This window comes from Pseudomonas hamedanensis (genome assembly GCF_014268595.2).
Classification (GTDB): domain Bacteria; phylum Pseudomonadota; class Gammaproteobacteria; order Pseudomonadales; family Pseudomonadaceae; genus Aquipseudomonas; species Aquipseudomonas hamedanensis.
Window position 1 is genome coordinate 4,598,955 of sequence record NZ_CP077091.1, and the last position, 14,730, is coordinate 4,613,684.

Consider the following 14,730-nt stretch of genomic DNA (forward strand, 5'->3'; position numbering starts at 1 on the left):
AAGATCTGCGACAATTCGTCGCTGCCTACAGATTTTTCCTACGCGTGATGACGATAAAAACCGACACCTGAAACGGCTCGAAACCTGCGTGGAGCATGGCGCGGTTCGCGATTCGATGGACGTGTTGAAAGGGCAAGACGCTCGGGGCCAGGTTTCGGATGAACGTCCGGCATCGCTGGCCACGAAAGCGAATACGCAACGCCATTTCGGCAGGTTCGGGCTTTTTTCGGAGTGTCTTTATATCACCCGCCGGTCGGCTGCCAACTAACCGATTGATCGGGTCCCGTGTTGCCTTGTGTTCTTCTCTCGCACTGCCTGGAGCATTTGTGCCATGAGTTCTGCCTCGCTAATAAAGACCCCGCCCGAGAAGGTGACGGTCAACGGTTGGGTGTTCTACACCTCGACCGCGCTGATTCTGTTGTTGACCGCCATTCTGATCATCGCCCCGCAAGAGGCCGGCAGAATGTTGGGGATGGCCCAGGCCTGGTTGTCGCGCAGCTTCGGCTGGTACTACATGGTGGTGATCGCGGCCTACCTGGTGTTTGTGGTCGGTCTGGCGTTTTCCTCGTACGGCAAACTCAAACTGGGCAGCAAGGACGACACCCCGGATTTCAGTTACGGCGCCTGGGCGGGGATGCTGTTCTCGTCGGGCATCGGTATTTCGCTGCTGTACTTCGGCGCCTCCGAGCCGCTGGATCACTATTTCAATCCGCCAGAAGGCACGTCGGCCACCCACATGGCCGCGCGTCAGGCGGTTCAGCTGACGTTCCTGCATTGGGGCCTGCACGGTTGGGCGATCTACGCACTGGTCGGTCTCGCCGTGGCGTACTTTGCTTATCGGCACAACCAGCCATTGGCGCTGCGTTCGGCGCTGTATCCGCTGGTTGGCGAGCGTTGGGTCAAAGGCGCGGCCGGTCATGCGGTCGACGGCTTCGGCATGTTCGTGACCCTGCTGGGGCTGGTGACCAACCTGGGCATTGGCTCGCTGCAAGTGTCGTCCGGGCTGGAAAACCTGTTCGGCATGGAACACAGCAACACCAACCTGCTGATCGTGATCATCGTCATGAGCACCGTGGCGACCATCGCTGCCGTGTCGGGCGTGGAAAACGGTATTCGTCGTCTGTCCAACCTGAACATCGTGCTGTTCAGCGGTCTGCTGATCTTCGTTCTGCTGTTCGGCCCGACCCTGCACTTGCTCAACGGCTTCGTGCAGAACATCGGCGACTACCTCAACGGCGTGGTGCTGAAGACGTTCGACCTGTACGTCTATGAAGGCGACAACGCCAAGTCTGATCGCTGGCTGGGTCTGTGGACTCTGTTCTATTGGGCGTGGTGGATTTCCTGGGCGCCGTTCGTGGGCATGTTCATCGCGCGGATTTCCCGTGGCCGCAGCGTGCGTGAGCTGGTCGCGGGCGTGCTGCTGATTCCACTGGGTTTCACCTTGGCCTGGCTGTCGATCTTCGGTAACTCGGCGCTGGATCTGGTGATGAACCAGGGCGCGGTGGAGCTGGGCAAGACGGCGCTGGAACAGCCGTCGATGGCGATCTATCAATTGCTGGAGCATTACCCGGCGTCGAAGATTGTCATTGGTGTGTCGATCTTCGTCGGCTTCGTGCTGTTCCTGACACCGGCCGACTCCGGCGCGGTGATGATGGCGAATCTGTCGTGCAAGGGCGGCAACGTCGATGAAGACGCGCCGCACTGGCTGCGGATATTCTGGTCGGTGGTGATTACGCTGGTGACCATCGGCCTGTTGTTTGCCGGTAATTTCGAAGCCATGCAGACCATGGTGGTGCTGGCCGGTCTGCCGTTCTCGGTGGTGCTGATCTGCTTCATGTTCGGCTTGCACAAGGCGATGCGCCAGGACGTGCAGATTGAACAGGAGCAAGCGCAACTGGCCGAGCGCGGACGTCGCGGATTCAGCGAGCGTTTGACGCAGCTGGATCTGCAGCCGAGCCAATCGGTGGTGCAGCGCTTTATGGACAAACATGTGACCCCGGCACTGGAAGATGCAGCCGCGCAATTGCGCAATCAGGGGATTGAAGTGCAGACGCTGTTGGGCAAAGCCAAGCGCTGCATGGGCGTGCGGGTCGAGATGGAAGAGGGCAACCCTTTCGTTTACGAAGTGAGCCTGGAGGGCTATCTGGCGACCCCGACCGAATCGGCGCAATCGGATGAGGCTCGTCAGCGTTATTACCGGGCCGAGGTGTATTTGCACAATGGCAGTCAGGATTACGACTTGATGGGCTTCACCCCGGAGCAGATCACCCGGGATGTGCTGGATCAGTTCGAGAGCCATCGGCAGCTTCTTGGGCGGGTGTATAGCTAAACCTTGAGATTCAGCGATGCAGTCAGCTGCACCGCTGAACCATTGTGGCGAGGGGATTTATCCCCGTTGGGCTGCGAAGCAGTCCTGAAACCGTCAAACGCGGTTTTATTGAATTACCGCGATTGACGACTTGGGGCCGCTTCGCGACCCATCGGGGATAAATCCCCTCGCCACAGGTTCTTTGTTTACAGCTAGATATCTGCACTAACAAAAACGCCGCGAGAGTCTCGCGGCGTTTTTGTGTCTGGGATTCCTACCCCAGATTCTTGCCCAACAACGCATGATACAACTCGCTGTCCCCCAAAATCCCGACCACATGATTGTCATCGTGCAGCACCAGCTTGTTGCCGGTCTGATAACGGATCTGCAGTGCGTCACGCATGCCGATGTTCGAGTCCACCAGCGTCGGCTTGCGTTCCAGGCCTTCCACCGCCTGGCCCGGTGCCCAGTTCTGCAGGTTCAGCACCGAACCGTTCTGCCGCGCGCCTTTGATGGTGTTGCCTTCGGCCAGGTCCAGCCACGAATCGCCGCCCGGATCGAGGCACACCGAGCCGTTGATGCGTTTGCACTTGTCCAGCGTGCGCATCAGGCTGCGGCCGCAGAGCACGTTGAGCGGGTTGGTGTGGGCGACGAAGGTGCGTACATAGTCGTCCGCCGGGTTGAGCACGATTTCTTCCGGCACGCTGTACTGGATGATCCGGCCGTCTTTCATGATCGCGATGCGGCTACCCAATTTGAGCGCCTCGTCGAGGTCGTGGCTTACAAATACGATGGTCTTGCTCAGCTTGCGCTGCAGCTCCAGCAGCTCGTCCTGCAGGCCTTGGCGAATCAGCGGGTCGAGGGCCGAGAACGGTTCGTCCATCAGCAGAATATCGGCGTCCATCGCCAGCGCGCGGGCGAGGCCGACGCGCTGCTGCATGCCGCCGGAGAGTTCGTCGGGCTTCTTGTTGCGCCATTGCGTGAGGCCGACCAGTTCGAGTTTTTCATCGACCAGTTTCTTGCGTTCCTTCTCCGGTCGGCCCTGCATTTCCAGGCCGAAACTGATGTTCTCGCGCACCGTCAGCCAAGGCATCAGGGCAAACTTCTGGAACACCATGGCAATGCGCTTGGTGCGCATCATTTTCAGCTCGGCCGGGGTGCAGGAAGCGATGTCGATCTGGCGGTTTTCATGCTCGACGAACAGCTTGCCGCGGCTCACGGTGTTGAGGCCGTTGATGCAGCGCAGCAGGCTCGACTTGCCTGAGCCGGACAGGCCCATCAGCACGCAGATTTCGCCTTTGTTGATGTCCAGCGTGGCTTTTTCCACGCCGACGATCTGACCGGTCTTCTTCAGGATCTCGTTGCGGGTCATGCCCTGATCGAGCAGCTTGAGCGCCTCGCGTGGATCCTTGGAAAAGATTACGTCGACGTCTTCGAAGCGAATAATGCTCATGCGTCACCCCCTACTTTAGCGTCGGGTTGTTTGCAGATACGGTCGAGCATGATCGCCAGCAGTACGATTGCCAGGCCTGCTTCGAAGCCCAGCGCAATATCAGCAGTGTTCAGTGCGTTGACCACCGGTTTGCCAAGTCCGTCGGCGCCGACCAGTGCCGCGATCACCACCATCGACAGCGACAGCATGATGCACTGGGTGATGCCGGCCGCGATGCTCGGCATGGCGTGCGGCAGTTCGATCCGTGAGAGCAGTTGGCGACGCGAGCAGCCGAAGGCCTTGCCGGCGTCCATCAGTTCTTGCGGGACATCGCGGATGCCCAGGTAGGTCAGGCGGATCGGCGCCGCGATGGCGAAGACCACCGTCGAGATCAGGCCTGGCACCACACCCAGCCCGAAGAGGGTCAGGGTAGGAATGAGGTAAACGAAGGTCGGTACGGTCTGCATCAGATCGAGTACCGGCCGCATCATGGTGTAGAACATCGGTTTGTGCGCGGCGACGATGCCCAGCGGCACGCCAATCAACACGCAGACCAGGGTCGCGAACAGCACCTGGGCGAGGGTTTCCATGGTTTCCTGCCAGTACCCCAGGTTGAGGATGAGCAGGAACGAGGCGACCACGAACGCAGTCAGGCCCCATTTGCGCTGGATCATGTGAGCGAGTAGCGCGATCAGGCCAATCAAGACCAGTGGGTTGAACCAGGTCAGCGCAAACGTCACGCCGTGGATCATCGTTTCCAGTGTCACGGCGATTGCGTCGAAGGTGTTGGCGCCGTGTTGCGTCAACCATTCGACGAAGCCCGCGATGTACTGGCCTAAAGGTATTTTCTGATCAATCAGCATGGTAGTGAACGTCCGCATGCAAGGAAATTAACAGCCCGGGCAGGCACGCCTGCCCGGCATAAGCGGTGCCTCTGGAATCAAGGCGCGAGCTTGGCTTTCACGGCCTCCAGGCCAGGTTTACCGTCAATGGTGGTCACGCCAGCGAGCCAGGTTTCGAGCACCTGTGGATTCTTTTTCAGCCAGGCCTTGGCGGCCGCGTCAGGCTTCATTTTGTCGTCAAGGATGTTGCCCATCAGTTCACTTTCCATGTCGACGGTGAACTCCAGGTTTTTCAACAACTGACCGACATTGCTGCATTCGGTGGCGTAGCCCTTGCGGGTGTTGGTGGCCACGGTGGCGGCACCAAAGTCGGGACCGAAGAAATCGTCGCCGCCGGTCAGGTATTGAATCTTGAAACGCTTGTTCATCGGGTGCGGCGCCCAGCCGAGGAAGACCACGGCGGTGTCGCGTTTCTGTGCACGGTCGACCTGCGAGAGCATGCCGGCCTCGGAGGATTCGACGACTTTGAAACCGGCGTCCTTCAGGCCAAAGGCGTTCTTGTCGATCATGCTCTGGATCAGGCGGTTGCCGTCGTTGCCCGGCTCGATGCCATAGATCTTGCCGTCGAGTTCTTTCTTGAATTTGGCGATGTCGGCGAAGTCATGCAGGCCTTTGTCGTACAGCGCTTGCGGCACGGCCAAGGTGTATTTGGCGCCCTTGAGGTTGGTGCGCACGGTTTCCACGGTGCCGGCGTCACGGTAGGCCTTGATGTCGTTCTCCATGGTCGGCATCCAGTTGCCGAGAAACACGTCCATGTTCTTGCCGTCGGCCAGCGACTTGTAGGTCACCGGGACAGAAATCATGGTGGTCTTGGTCTTGTAGCCGAGGGCGTTGAGGACCACGGAGGTGGTGGCGGTGGTCGCGGTGATGTCGGTCCAGCCGACATCGGAGAAGTTAACGAGGCTGCACTGTGCCGGTTCTGCGGCTTGCGCCAGTAACGGCAGACTCAGCAGGGCGGCCAACAACAACGACGGGGAACCTTTCATGGATGGACTCCTTGGTGTTTTTTTTGGCAGTGTTCCGACTGTGGACCACCGCACTTATAGGTTGCGGTTGGGTGGCGTTCTGGAGACAGCTGTACCGCAGCGCCTTGCAATCGAGTCATCCCGATCATGTACCAGTGAAAATCTGACGCCTACAGGGAGGGTCGTATCCAGTACAGGGATGGTCGCTTCCAGTGTCGGTGACGTCGCTTACAGCTTTTTTCCGCCCCCGATGATCTTCTGAACTGCATAAAAACGGCGCATTTGCGGGGTGAAAACACTACGGCGCTGGTGGACATGAGTGCGTCGGTGTCAGACGCCGCACGAGCCGGCAAAAGCCCGATGATGCGGGCATTCGGCGGATCGCAGCTTGAGCGTAGCAGCTCCGCCAGCGGGTGCTTTTCACATCCGGACCGGCATCTTCAGGAGCTTCGCAGCAATGGCTATCAGCGTTTTCGACCTGTTCAAAATCGGCATCGGCCCCTCCAGTTCCCACACCGTCGGCCCGATGCGCGCCGCCGCATTGTTCGTCGAGTCGCTACGCGGCAAGCATCAGTTGGAGCAGGTGCGGCGCATCGAGGTGCAATTGTTCGGTTCGCTGTCGGCCACCGGCATCGGCCACGGCAGCGACAACGCGGTGATCATGGGGCTGATGGGCGAATGGCCGGACGCAATCGATCCGTTGCAAATCGGTCCGCGCATTCAGGCACTGCGCGAAACCCACACGCTGTTACTTGATGGTCGCTTGTCGGTGCCGTTCGTCTGGGCGCGCGACATGCGGCTGATCGACGAAAACCTGCCGTTCCATCCCAATGCCATGACCCTGGTTGCCGAAGGTGAATCCGGTGAGCTGCACCGCGACACCTATTATTCGGTCGGCGGCGGCTTTGTCGTTGATGAGGCGCAAGCCAGCAGCGGCGTGGTCGATCTGGATCGCACCGAATTGCCTTACGACTTTTCCAGTGCGGTCGAGCTGCTCGACCTGTGCAAGAAGAACAATCTGCGCGTCGCCGAACTGATGATGGCCAACGAAAAGGTCTGGCGCAGCGAAGAAGAAATCCGCGCCGGGCTGATGAAGCTGTGGCGGGCCATGCAGGACTGTGTCGAGCAGGGTCTTAAGCACGAAGGCATCCTTCCCGGCGGTTTGAACGTGCGGCGGCGCGCGGCGAAGTTGCACCGCAGCCTGCAGGAGTTGGGCAAGCCCAATGTGATCGGCTCAACCCTCAGCGCGATGGAGTGGGTCAACCTGTTCGCCCTCGCGGTCAACGAAGAGAACGCGGCGGGCGGGCGCATGGTCACGGCACCGACCAATGGCGCAGCGGGGATCATCCCGGCGGTGTTGCACTACTTTATGAAGTTCAGCGAAGCGGTCACGGACGCCAACGTCGTCGACTATTTCCTCGGCGCGGCGGCGGTCGGGATTCTGTGCAAGAAGAACGCTTCGATCTCCGGTGCCGAAGTCGGTTGCCAGGGCGAAGTCGGTTCGGCTTGCGCCATGGCGGCGGCGGGGCTGGCGGAGATTCTCGGGGCTACGCCGGAGCAGTTATGCAACGCGGCGGAGATTGGCCTGGAACACAATCTTGGTTTGACCTGCGACCCGGTCGGTGGCCTGGTGCAAGTGCCATGCATTGAGCGCAATGCAATCGCGGCAGTGAAAGCGATCAACGCGGCGCAAATGGCCCTGCGTGGCGACGGTCAGCACTTTATCTCGCTGGACCGGGTGATCCGCACCATGCGCGACACCGGCGCGGATATGCATGACAAATATAAAGAGACCTCCCGGGGTGGATTGGCGGTCAGCGCCGTTGAATGCTGAAACCGAGTTGTCTCTGTTCGCGAGCAGGCTCACTCCTACAATTTGAAATGCGTTCCCCTGTAGGAGTGAGCCTGCTCGCGATGAGGCAAGACCAGTCAAAACTGCTCACCAAACGAACACCACAAACCAGCCACGCCACCTTTTGGCGCGTCGCAATCAGACAAGAGTCGTTGTCGGTCGTGACTGCTGAGTCGCTACTTGACCGTCCATCGCCCGTGCTTGCGGTGACACTCTGTCTGAATCGCGCGCAGGCCCGTTCCCACAAGTGCTACCGATCTGCTCACAGACTGCGCAGCAGGCCCCTGGCAGCGCTTGATGGCACTTCGAAATGCCCTGTTCCGAGGTCTCGAATAGACACGTCGCGAGGTCGTTTTCAGGAGTTATTGAACGCCCATCCAATTTTAGGCATGGCAATTGCTCTGTCATAACAAAGCCCGTCTCCCCGTGAGTACGCCGGCAATAACAAGAGCCTCCGCCTGAGGCCATCACCCGCTTTGTGTGAGGAGATACCGCGATGACGTCGTTCAACTCCGGGGCCCAACCCCAGAACCGTGCGCCTCAATCCATCGGCTTTCTGCTGCTGGACAATTTCACGCTGATTTCTCTGGCGTCCGCAGTAGAACCACTGCGCATGGCCAACCAGTTGTCCGGTCGCGAGCTGTATCGCTGGAGCACCCTCACCGTCGATGGCGGTCAGGTGTGGGCCAGTGACGGTCTGCAAATCACTCCCGACGCCTCCATGCACAAAGCCCCGCCGCTGGACACCGTGATCGTCTGCGGCGGCATCGGCATCCAGCGCACCGTGACCCGTGAACACGTCTCGTGGCTGCAAAGCCAGGCGCGTCAGTCCAAGCGTCTCGGTGCGGTGTGCACCGGCAGTTGGGCGCTGGCCTGCGCCGGTCTGCTCGACGGTTTCGATTGCAGCGTGCACTGGGAATGTCTGGCGGCGATGCAGGAAGCCTTCCCGCGGGTGGCGATGAGCACACGCCTGTTCACCCTCGACCGCAACCGTTTCACCAGCTCCGGCGGCACCGCGCCGCTGGACATGATGCTGCACCTGATCAGCCGCGATCACGGCCGTGAACTGTCGGCGGCGATCTCGGAAATGTTCGTCTACGAGCGCATCCGCAACGAGCAGGATCACCAGCGCGTGCCGCTCAAGCACATGCTTGGCACCAACCAGCCGAAGTTGCAGGAAATCGTCGCGCTGATGGAGGCCAACCTGGAAGAGCCGATCGACCTGGACGAACTGGCGGTCTACGTCGCGGTGTCGCGTCGCCAGCTGGAGCGGCTGTTCCAGAAATACCTGCACTGCTCGCCGTCGCGCTATTACCTCAAGCTACGCCTGATCCGCGCCCGGCAACTGCTCAAGCAGACGCCGATGTCGATCATCGAAGTGGCCTCGGTATGTGGTTTCGTCTCCACGCCGCACTTCTCCAAGTGCTACCGCGAATACTTCGGCATCCCGCCGCGTGACGAACGCGTGGGCTCCAACACCACCCAGCAAGTGGCGATGCTGCCGCTGCCGCAGGCCATCGTGATGTCGCCGCTGTCGGGGCCGATGTCGGCGCTGAGTCAGGCGCGCAATGAGTCCACTTTTGCCAGTGTAAGGCTGTAGACCGAGTCATCGTTCTTCGCGAGCAGGCTCGCTCCCACGGTTGGAATGCATTCCAGAGTGGGAGCGAGCCTGCTCGCGAAGGGATTTATCAGGCGCGGTGGGACTGTTGGTAATCCGCCAGGGCCGGCAGCAATTGCTTGTCGATCGCCTGGCGCACCGCCGGCTGGATACTGGCGCCGCTGGTGTACATGTCCTTGACCATCTTGCGCAGTTCAAACGCGCGAACATTATCCAGACCACGCACAGCGCACTCACAGGCCTGATCGGCCGTGGTGCCGCTCGGCACCTGAATGCCCAAGGCCTTGAGCTGGCCCAGCAGATCTTCCTGGTCAATCAAATCGGCGTACATCATCACGCAAATCCTTCTGTGGCAACGGAGGTCTTGGATCGATTCTGGTAGCCACGGCCGGGCGCGGCAAGGGCGATTTGTCGCAGTGGCTATGACGACTATGAACAGGTCGTTTTCGGCTAACTGAGCCGCTTGGCGAGTGGGCACACTGGCTCCAGCTCGCTTCACGAAGGTTTGGTCACCCTCGCCTGGGCAGCTCCTCGACAGTACCCTCCTCAGCTCCGATCCTGTCACGGCTTGATCGGGGTTTTTTTTGCCTGTGAATCAGCCAGAGATTTGTTGTTCCCGCTGACGCTTTCGCGAGCAGGCTCGCCCCACTTTGGAATGCGTTCCCCTGTGGGAGCGAGCCTGACTCCGGGCGGCGTTCCGACGAAGAACGATGACGCGGTCTAACGTTGCAACACCAGAATCCGCGACAACAACTCATCCCGGTCGACATAGCAGCCCTGAAAATGCCGCGCCCCGGTCGCCGGATCGAACGCATTGCGCGCATGCAACGTGCGGCGATTGTCAAAGCACCACAGCTCGCCCGGATTGAGCCGCTGCATCAGGCGAAACCGCGGCTCGCGCGTCATCGCCATAAACCGCCGATAGGCCCGATACAGGCGTGGCATCTGCTCTACCGAGGTATCGAACGCGCCGCGCAGAAAGTTCGCCATGCGAATCTCCGCGACCCGGCCCAGCGCATCCAGCGCGATGATCGGCGCCAGACAGCGGTAGTCGCTGTGCCTGTCCTTGTTGCGAAATTCCACGGGGATTTCACAGAGCGCCTGAAACGAGGCTGGGTCTTCACTGCGCAACGCATCGGCAATCGCAAAACCGTCGACGAAAATACTTTCGCCACCTTCGGCGTCATTGACCAGGCAATGCAAAAACTGCAGTCCCGGTTGCAACTCGCGAGTCGGCAAATCCGTGTGCAAGGGCAGGTTGAAAGCGGTATAGGCATTGCTGTCGGCGTCGGCTTTGGATTGCACGTTGAACAGCACGCCGAAGTTGCTTTCGCGGATGAACGAGATGCGTTGGGCGATGAGTTTCAGCGAGCCGGGTGCGGTGGGCACGCCGCGCACCTGGGTCAGGCCGATGTCACGCACGGCAATCAGCCATTGCAGCAAAGCCGCCGGGTCTTCCATCAACGCCGTGTACTCGAACACCGGCAACTGCAAATCGCTGCGCCATAAATGGCTTTGCGGTTGGCCGGCCAGGCGTTCGGCGCGCGATTGATCGTCATAGGCATGCGCCCGCAGCCAGCCTGGGTCGAAACGGCTACGGTGGCCGTCATGCCAGTCGAGGCACAGGCAGCCCTCGGCATCGATGTGCGCGGCAGTCGGTTGCAGATCGTCGGGCGCATCGACAATTTCGAAGACCTGCTCGCGGGTGACGCTGTAGACGCACTGTTGGCACGGGCAGTTGTCCCGTAGCCAGACATGGTGGAACGGGCTGATGCGCCCGTCCGCCCATTCGACGGCAACGCGATCGGCCAGGGTCTGCACGCTACCGAGCGCGCTGATCAACGGATAAGTACGAAAATCGGCAACAACGGCAGCGGTGTTCATGGCGGCTCCTTGGCGATGGGTGGATTTACCGGGCGGGTGGCAGGGCGATGACGCGACCGATGTAAACGGGGGCGGGCAGGTCGGTTTGATCGGCGACGATAGCTTGCAGGCGATCCAGCGTGTCGGGGCTGAACGGCGCCGAGCGCGGTCCCGCGAGGTCGACATGCAGAAGCATTTGCTCGTTGCCAGCCAGTTCCTGCTCGTCCCCGACCTTGTGCAGGCTGTGATAGAGATGCAGGCGTTTGCTGTCGTGACCGATGATCTGCGTACGCACTTCGACCTCGGTGTCGAGCTTCACTTCGTGCAGGTAGTTGAGGTGCAGTTCGAGGGTGAACAGCGAATGGCCGCTGGCTTCGCGGTTGTTGCTGTCCATGCCGAGGCGATCCATCAAGGCGTCGGTGGCGTAGCTGAAAATCAGCAGGTAGAAGGCGTCGCGCAGGTGGCCGTTGTAGTCGACCCAGTCGGGGATGATTCTGGTCTGGTAGGTGGTGAGGTGAGGCATGGCTGAACTCCATAAATCGCTGGCGGAACACACTTGTGGCGAGGGAGCTTGCTCCCGCTGGGCTGCGTAACAGTCCCAAATCCTCTGAGCGCATGCGTCCGTCAGACTGCGTTCGCTGGTTTTACGACCACTTCGCGGCCGAGCGGGAGCAAGCTCCCTCGCCACAGGGAGCGGCATTTATTCGCTGAAACTCATCCCATGCTTTTCCTTGGTGGTCTTCACCGCCTCCAGCACCGCCAGCAGGCAGTCATCACGATAGCGCTCCAGCGCCGAAATGCTGTGCCGGCCCAACTGCTCGCTGGTGCCATCGACCACATCATCGATCAGCTTGTCGGTCAGTTCCGGCGCCGGCAGATAGGTCCACGGCAACTGCAACGCCGGGCCGAACTGCGACATGAAGTGGCGCATGCCGGCATCGCCGCCCGCCAGGGTGTAAGTCAGGAACGTGCCCATGAACGACCAGCGCAGGCCGGCACCAAAGCGAATCGCATCGTCGATCTCGCCAGTGGTCGCCACGCCGTCATTGACCAAGTGCAGCGCCTCGCGCCATAGCGCCTCAAGCAAGCGGTCGGCAATAAAGCCGGGCACTTCCTTGCGCACATGCAGGGGGCGCATGCCGAGGGATTCATAGACTTGCATGGCCGCCTGGATCGCCTCGGGCGCGGTGTGCTTGCCGCCGACCACTTCCACCAGCGGCAACAGGTAGACCGGGTTGAACGGGTGCCCGACCACGCAGCGGTCCGGGTGTGTCGAACTCTCGTAGAATTCGCTGGGCAGCAGGCCCGAGGTGCTCGATCCGATCAGCGCGTCAGGTTTGGCCGCTGCGCTGATTTTGCTGTGCAGGTCCAGTTTCAGCTCCAGCCGCTCCGGGGCGCTTTCCTGAATGAAATCGGCATCACGCACGCATTCCTCGATGGTCGCGACAACGCGCAGGCGATCCAGTGAGGCGCCCGGCGCCAGACCGTTTTTCTCCAGCGCACCCCAGGCATTCGCGACGCGTCTGCGCAGCGCCGCTTCGGCTCCCGGCGCCGGGTCCCAGGCGACCACATCCAGGCCATGGGCGAGGGCACGAGCGACCCAGCCGCTGCCGATGACACCGCTGCCGAGGGCGGCGAAGGTTTTGATTTCAGTGATAAAGCGCATGATGGATTTCCTGAAATTGGCTCGAAATCTGTAGGAGTGAGCCTGCTCGCGATAGCGGTTGTTCATCCGCTGGAGATGCTTCGGATGTACTGACGCCATCGCGAGCAGGCTCACTCCTACAAGGGAAATGGGTGTTCATTAGCCGCGCTGGGTCAGGCCCATTTTCTGGCGGCCTTCTGCGGGCGTGAGTACGCGGGCACCCAGTCGGCTGAGGATTTGCGCGGCGCGTTCAACCAATTGGCCATTGGTCGCCAGTACGCCTTTGTCCAGCCACAGGTTGTCTTCAAGGCCGACCCGCACGTTGCCGCCCAGCAACACCGCTTGCGCGGCCATCGGCATCTGCATGCGGCCGATGCCGAAACCGGCCCACACCGCGTCGGCCGGCAGGTTGTCGACCATGGCTTTCATGGTGGTGGTGTCGGCCGGCGCACCCCACGGGATGCCCAGGCATAGCTGGAACAGCGGGTTGTCGAGCAAGCCTTCCTTGATCAACTGCTTGGCGAACCACAGGTGACCGGTGTCGAAAATCTCCAGTTCGGCCTTCACGCCCAGCTCGGTGATGCGTTTGGCCCCGGCGCGCAGTTGCGCTGGCGTGGAGACGTAAATGGTGTCGCCATCGCCAAAATTCAGCGTGCCGCAATCGAGGGTGCAGATTTCCGGCAGCAGTTCTTCCACGTGGGCCAGACGAGTCAGCGGGCCGACCAGATCGGTGTTCGGGCCGAATTCCATCGGGCTCTCCCCGGCACCGATTTCCAGGTCGCCGCCCATGCCGGCGGTGAGGTTGACGATGATGTCGACGTCGGCTTCGCGGATGCGCTCCATCACTTCGCGGTACAACGCCACGTCACGGCTGAACTTGCCGGTCTGCGGGTCGCGCACATGGCAGTGCACAACGGTGGCGCCGGCCCTGGCCGCTTCCACGGCGGCCGCGGCGATCTGTTTCGGGGTGACCGGCACGTGTGGACTTTTGGCGGTCGTGTCGCCAGCACCGGTAAGTGCGCAGGTGATGATGACGTCGTGGTTCATGGTGCGTTTCCTTCAGGCGTGATGGGTCTGTTCGCAGCCCGTGGCGGGGCTGCGAAGCGTCGATTTCTCGTGAGTTACTTGCTGGTCAGTTGCAGATTTTCAGCGGCCGGTTTGCCATCGAAAGTCGTTACACCTTCGAGCCAGCGCTGCTTGTCTTCGGGGTGATCCTTGAGCCACTGCTTCGCCGACTCGAAGGCATCCTTGTGATCAAGCAACGGCTGCATCATTCGGCTCTCGGATTCGGCGGTGAAGGTCAGGTTGCTCAGCAGGCGACCGATGTTCGGGCATTGCTCGGCGTACTTCGGTGCAGTGACCGTCCACACCGTGGCCATGCCTTCGTTCGGGCCAAGCGCATCTTCGCTGCCGGTCAGATAGGTCATCTGCACGTTGACGTTCATCGGGTGCGGCGCCCAGCCGAAGAACACCACGGCTTCCTTGCGGCGCACCGCGCGATCGACGGCGGCGAGCATGCCGGCCTCGCTCGACTCGACGAGCTGAAATTTGCCCAGACCGAACTGGTTCTTGGCGATCATCGCCTTGATCTGCGTGTTGGCGCCCGAGCCAGGCTCGATGCCGTAGATCTTGCCGCCCAGTTCCTTCTCGAATTTGGCGATGTCGGCGAAAGTTTTCAGGCCCTTGTCGGCCAGATAGGTCGGCACGGCGAGGGTGGCGCGCGCATCTTTCAGGCTGGGCGCATCGAGCACTTTGACCTGATTGGCCTCGACGAACGGAGTGATGGTCTGCGTCATCAGCGGGTTCCAGTAGCCGAGGAACAGGTCCAGGCGCTGATCGCGAATCCCGGCGAAAATGATCTGCTGGGAGGCGCTGGTCTGTTTGGTGCTGTAGCCGAGGCCGTCGAGCAGGACCTGGGTCATGGCACTGGTGGCGATCACGTCAGTCCAGTTGACCACGCCCATGCGTACGTTCTTGCACGATGCAGGTTCGGCGGCCATGACGCCGGCGCTGAAGAAAGCGGTACCGCTGAGTGCAAGAACGCAGCTGCTGATCAGTCGTTTCATGTCGGGTTCCTCGGCAGTTCGATTATTGTGGTTTCCGGCATCTGCGCACCGGTGATGCCAAGTTACGCAGCTACGGGCC

At 60.8% G+C, this 14,730-nt stretch carries 12 protein-coding genes; 3 read left to right on the plus strand and 9 right to left on the minus strand.

Annotated elements, in window-relative coordinates; translation table 11 throughout:
- The first annotated feature begins 331 nt into the window (after positions 1 to 331).
- Entirely contained in the window at positions 332 to 2,329 is a 1,998-nt protein-coding gene (betT, locus tag HU739_RS20020) for a choline BCCT transporter BetT (RefSeq protein WP_186549271.1), read from the plus strand.
- Positions 2,330 to 2,582: 253 nt separating this feature from the next.
- On the opposite strand, the gene choV is transcribed toward betT, so the two are convergent.
- From choV to HU739_RS20035, 3 genes are all read right to left on the minus strand, one after another.
- Entirely contained in the window at positions 2,583 to 3,761 is a 1,179-nt protein-coding gene (choV, locus tag HU739_RS20025) for a choline ABC transporter ATP-binding protein (RefSeq protein ID WP_034153601.1), read from the minus strand.
- Positions 3,758 to 4,603: a choline ABC transporter permease subunit gene (choW, locus tag HU739_RS20030; protein WP_186549268.1), complete on the minus strand. Its 846-nt coding sequence runs from the start codon at positions 4,601 to 4,603 to the stop codon at positions 3,758 to 3,760. Before choW ends, choV begins: the two co-directional genes overlap by 4 nt.
- Before the next feature lie 77 nt (positions 4,604 to 4,680).
- Positions 4,681 to 5,628 carry a choline ABC transporter substrate-binding protein gene (locus tag HU739_RS20035; protein WP_186549266.1) on the minus strand — a complete coding sequence of 316 codons (948 nt, stop codon included), beginning with the start codon at positions 5,626 to 5,628 and terminating at the stop codon, positions 4,681 to 4,683.
- 436 nt (positions 5,629 to 6,064) lie between these two features.
- On the opposite strand from HU739_RS20035, the gene HU739_RS20040 reads away from it, so the two are divergent.
- Entirely contained in the window at positions 6,065 to 7,441 is a 1,377-nt protein-coding gene (locus HU739_RS20040; RefSeq protein ID WP_186549264.1) for an L-serine ammonia-lyase, read from the plus strand.
- 514 nt (positions 7,442 to 7,955) lie between these two features.
- Positions 7,956 to 9,059 carry a choline metabolism transcriptional regulator GbdR gene (gene gbdR, locus HU739_RS20045; RefSeq protein ID WP_007949927.1) on the plus strand — a complete coding sequence of 368 codons (1,104 nt, stop codon included), beginning with the start codon at positions 7,956 to 7,958 and terminating at the stop codon, positions 9,057 to 9,059.
- Between the two features lie 88 nt (positions 9,060 to 9,147).
- On the opposite strand, the gene HU739_RS20050 is transcribed toward gbdR, so the two are convergent.
- The 6 genes from HU739_RS20050 to HU739_RS20075 all read right to left on the minus strand — a co-directional run bounded on the left by HU739_RS20050 (position 9,148) and on the right by HU739_RS20075 (position 14,651).
- Positions 9,148 to 9,411: a hypothetical protein gene (locus HU739_RS20050; protein WP_186549262.1), complete on the minus strand. Its 264-nt coding sequence runs from the start codon at positions 9,409 to 9,411 to the stop codon at positions 9,148 to 9,150.
- Between the two features lie 386 nt (positions 9,412 to 9,797).
- Positions 9,798 to 10,961 carry a gamma-butyrobetaine dioxygenase gene (locus HU739_RS20055; protein WP_186549260.1) on the minus strand — a complete coding sequence of 388 codons (1,164 nt, stop codon included), beginning with the start codon at positions 10,959 to 10,961 and terminating at the stop codon, positions 9,798 to 9,800.
- A 25-nt stretch (positions 10,962 to 10,986) separates the two neighbouring features.
- Positions 10,987 to 11,463: a thioesterase family protein gene (locus tag HU739_RS20060; protein WP_186549258.1), complete on the minus strand. Its 477-nt coding sequence runs from the start codon at positions 11,461 to 11,463 to the stop codon at positions 10,987 to 10,989.
- A 177-nt stretch (positions 11,464 to 11,640) separates the two neighbouring features.
- On the minus strand, positions 11,641 to 12,606 hold the full coding sequence (locus HU739_RS20065; RefSeq protein WP_186549256.1) for an L-carnitine dehydrogenase: 966 nt from the start codon (positions 12,604 to 12,606) through the stop codon (positions 11,641 to 11,643).
- A gap of 138 nt (positions 12,607 to 12,744) precedes the next feature.
- Positions 12,745 to 13,632: a BKACE family enzyme gene (locus tag HU739_RS20070; RefSeq protein WP_186549254.1), complete on the minus strand. Its 888-nt coding sequence runs from the start codon at positions 13,630 to 13,632 to the stop codon at positions 12,745 to 12,747.
- Between the two features lie 74 nt (positions 13,633 to 13,706).
- Positions 13,707 to 14,651, minus strand: coding sequence for a choline ABC transporter substrate-binding protein (locus HU739_RS20075; protein WP_186549252.1), 945 nt, complete (start codon positions 14,649 to 14,651; stop codon positions 13,707 to 13,709).
- Positions 14,652 to 14,730 lie beyond the last annotated feature (79 nt).

Bases quoted from the DNA above. Each gene is read 5' to 3' on its own strand.
- betT (WP_186549271.1), top strand. From the start codon at position 332: ATGAGTTCTGCCTCGCTAATAAAGACCCCGCCCGAGAAGGTGACGGTC.
- choV (WP_034153601.1), bottom strand. From the start codon at position 3,761: ATGAGCATTATTCGCTTCGAAGACGTCGACGTAATCTTTTCCAAGGAT.
- choW (WP_186549268.1), bottom strand. From the start codon at position 4,603: ATGCTGATTGATCAGAAAATACCTTTAGGCCAGTACATCGCGGGCTTC.
- HU739_RS20035 (WP_186549266.1), bottom strand. From the start codon at position 5,628: ATGAAAGGTTCCCCGTCGTTGTTGTTGGCCGCCCTGCTGAGTCTGCCG.
- HU739_RS20040 (WP_186549264.1), top strand. From the start codon at position 6,065: ATGGCTATCAGCGTTTTCGACCTGTTCAAAATCGGCATCGGCCCCTCC.
- gbdR (WP_007949927.1), top strand. From the start codon at position 7,956: ATGACGTCGTTCAACTCCGGGGCCCAACCCCAGAACCGTGCGCCTCAA.
- HU739_RS20050 (WP_186549262.1), bottom strand. From the start codon at position 9,411: ATGATGTACGCCGATTTGATTGACCAGGAAGATCTGCTGGGCCAGCTC.
- HU739_RS20055 (WP_186549260.1), bottom strand. From the start codon at position 10,961: ATGAACACCGCTGCCGTTGTTGCCGATTTTCGTACTTATCCGTTGATC.
- HU739_RS20060 (WP_186549258.1), bottom strand. From the start codon at position 11,463: ATGCCTCACCTCACCACCTACCAGACCAGAATCATCCCCGACTGGGTC.
- HU739_RS20065 (WP_186549256.1), bottom strand. From the start codon at position 12,606: ATGCGCTTTATCACTGAAATCAAAACCTTCGCCGCCCTCGGCAGCGGT.
- HU739_RS20070 (WP_186549254.1), bottom strand. From the start codon at position 13,632: ATGAACCACGACGTCATCATCACCTGCGCACTTACCGGTGCTGGCGAC.
- HU739_RS20075 (WP_186549252.1), bottom strand. From the start codon at position 14,651: ATGAAACGACTGATCAGCAGCTGCGTTCTTGCACTCAGCGGTACCGCT.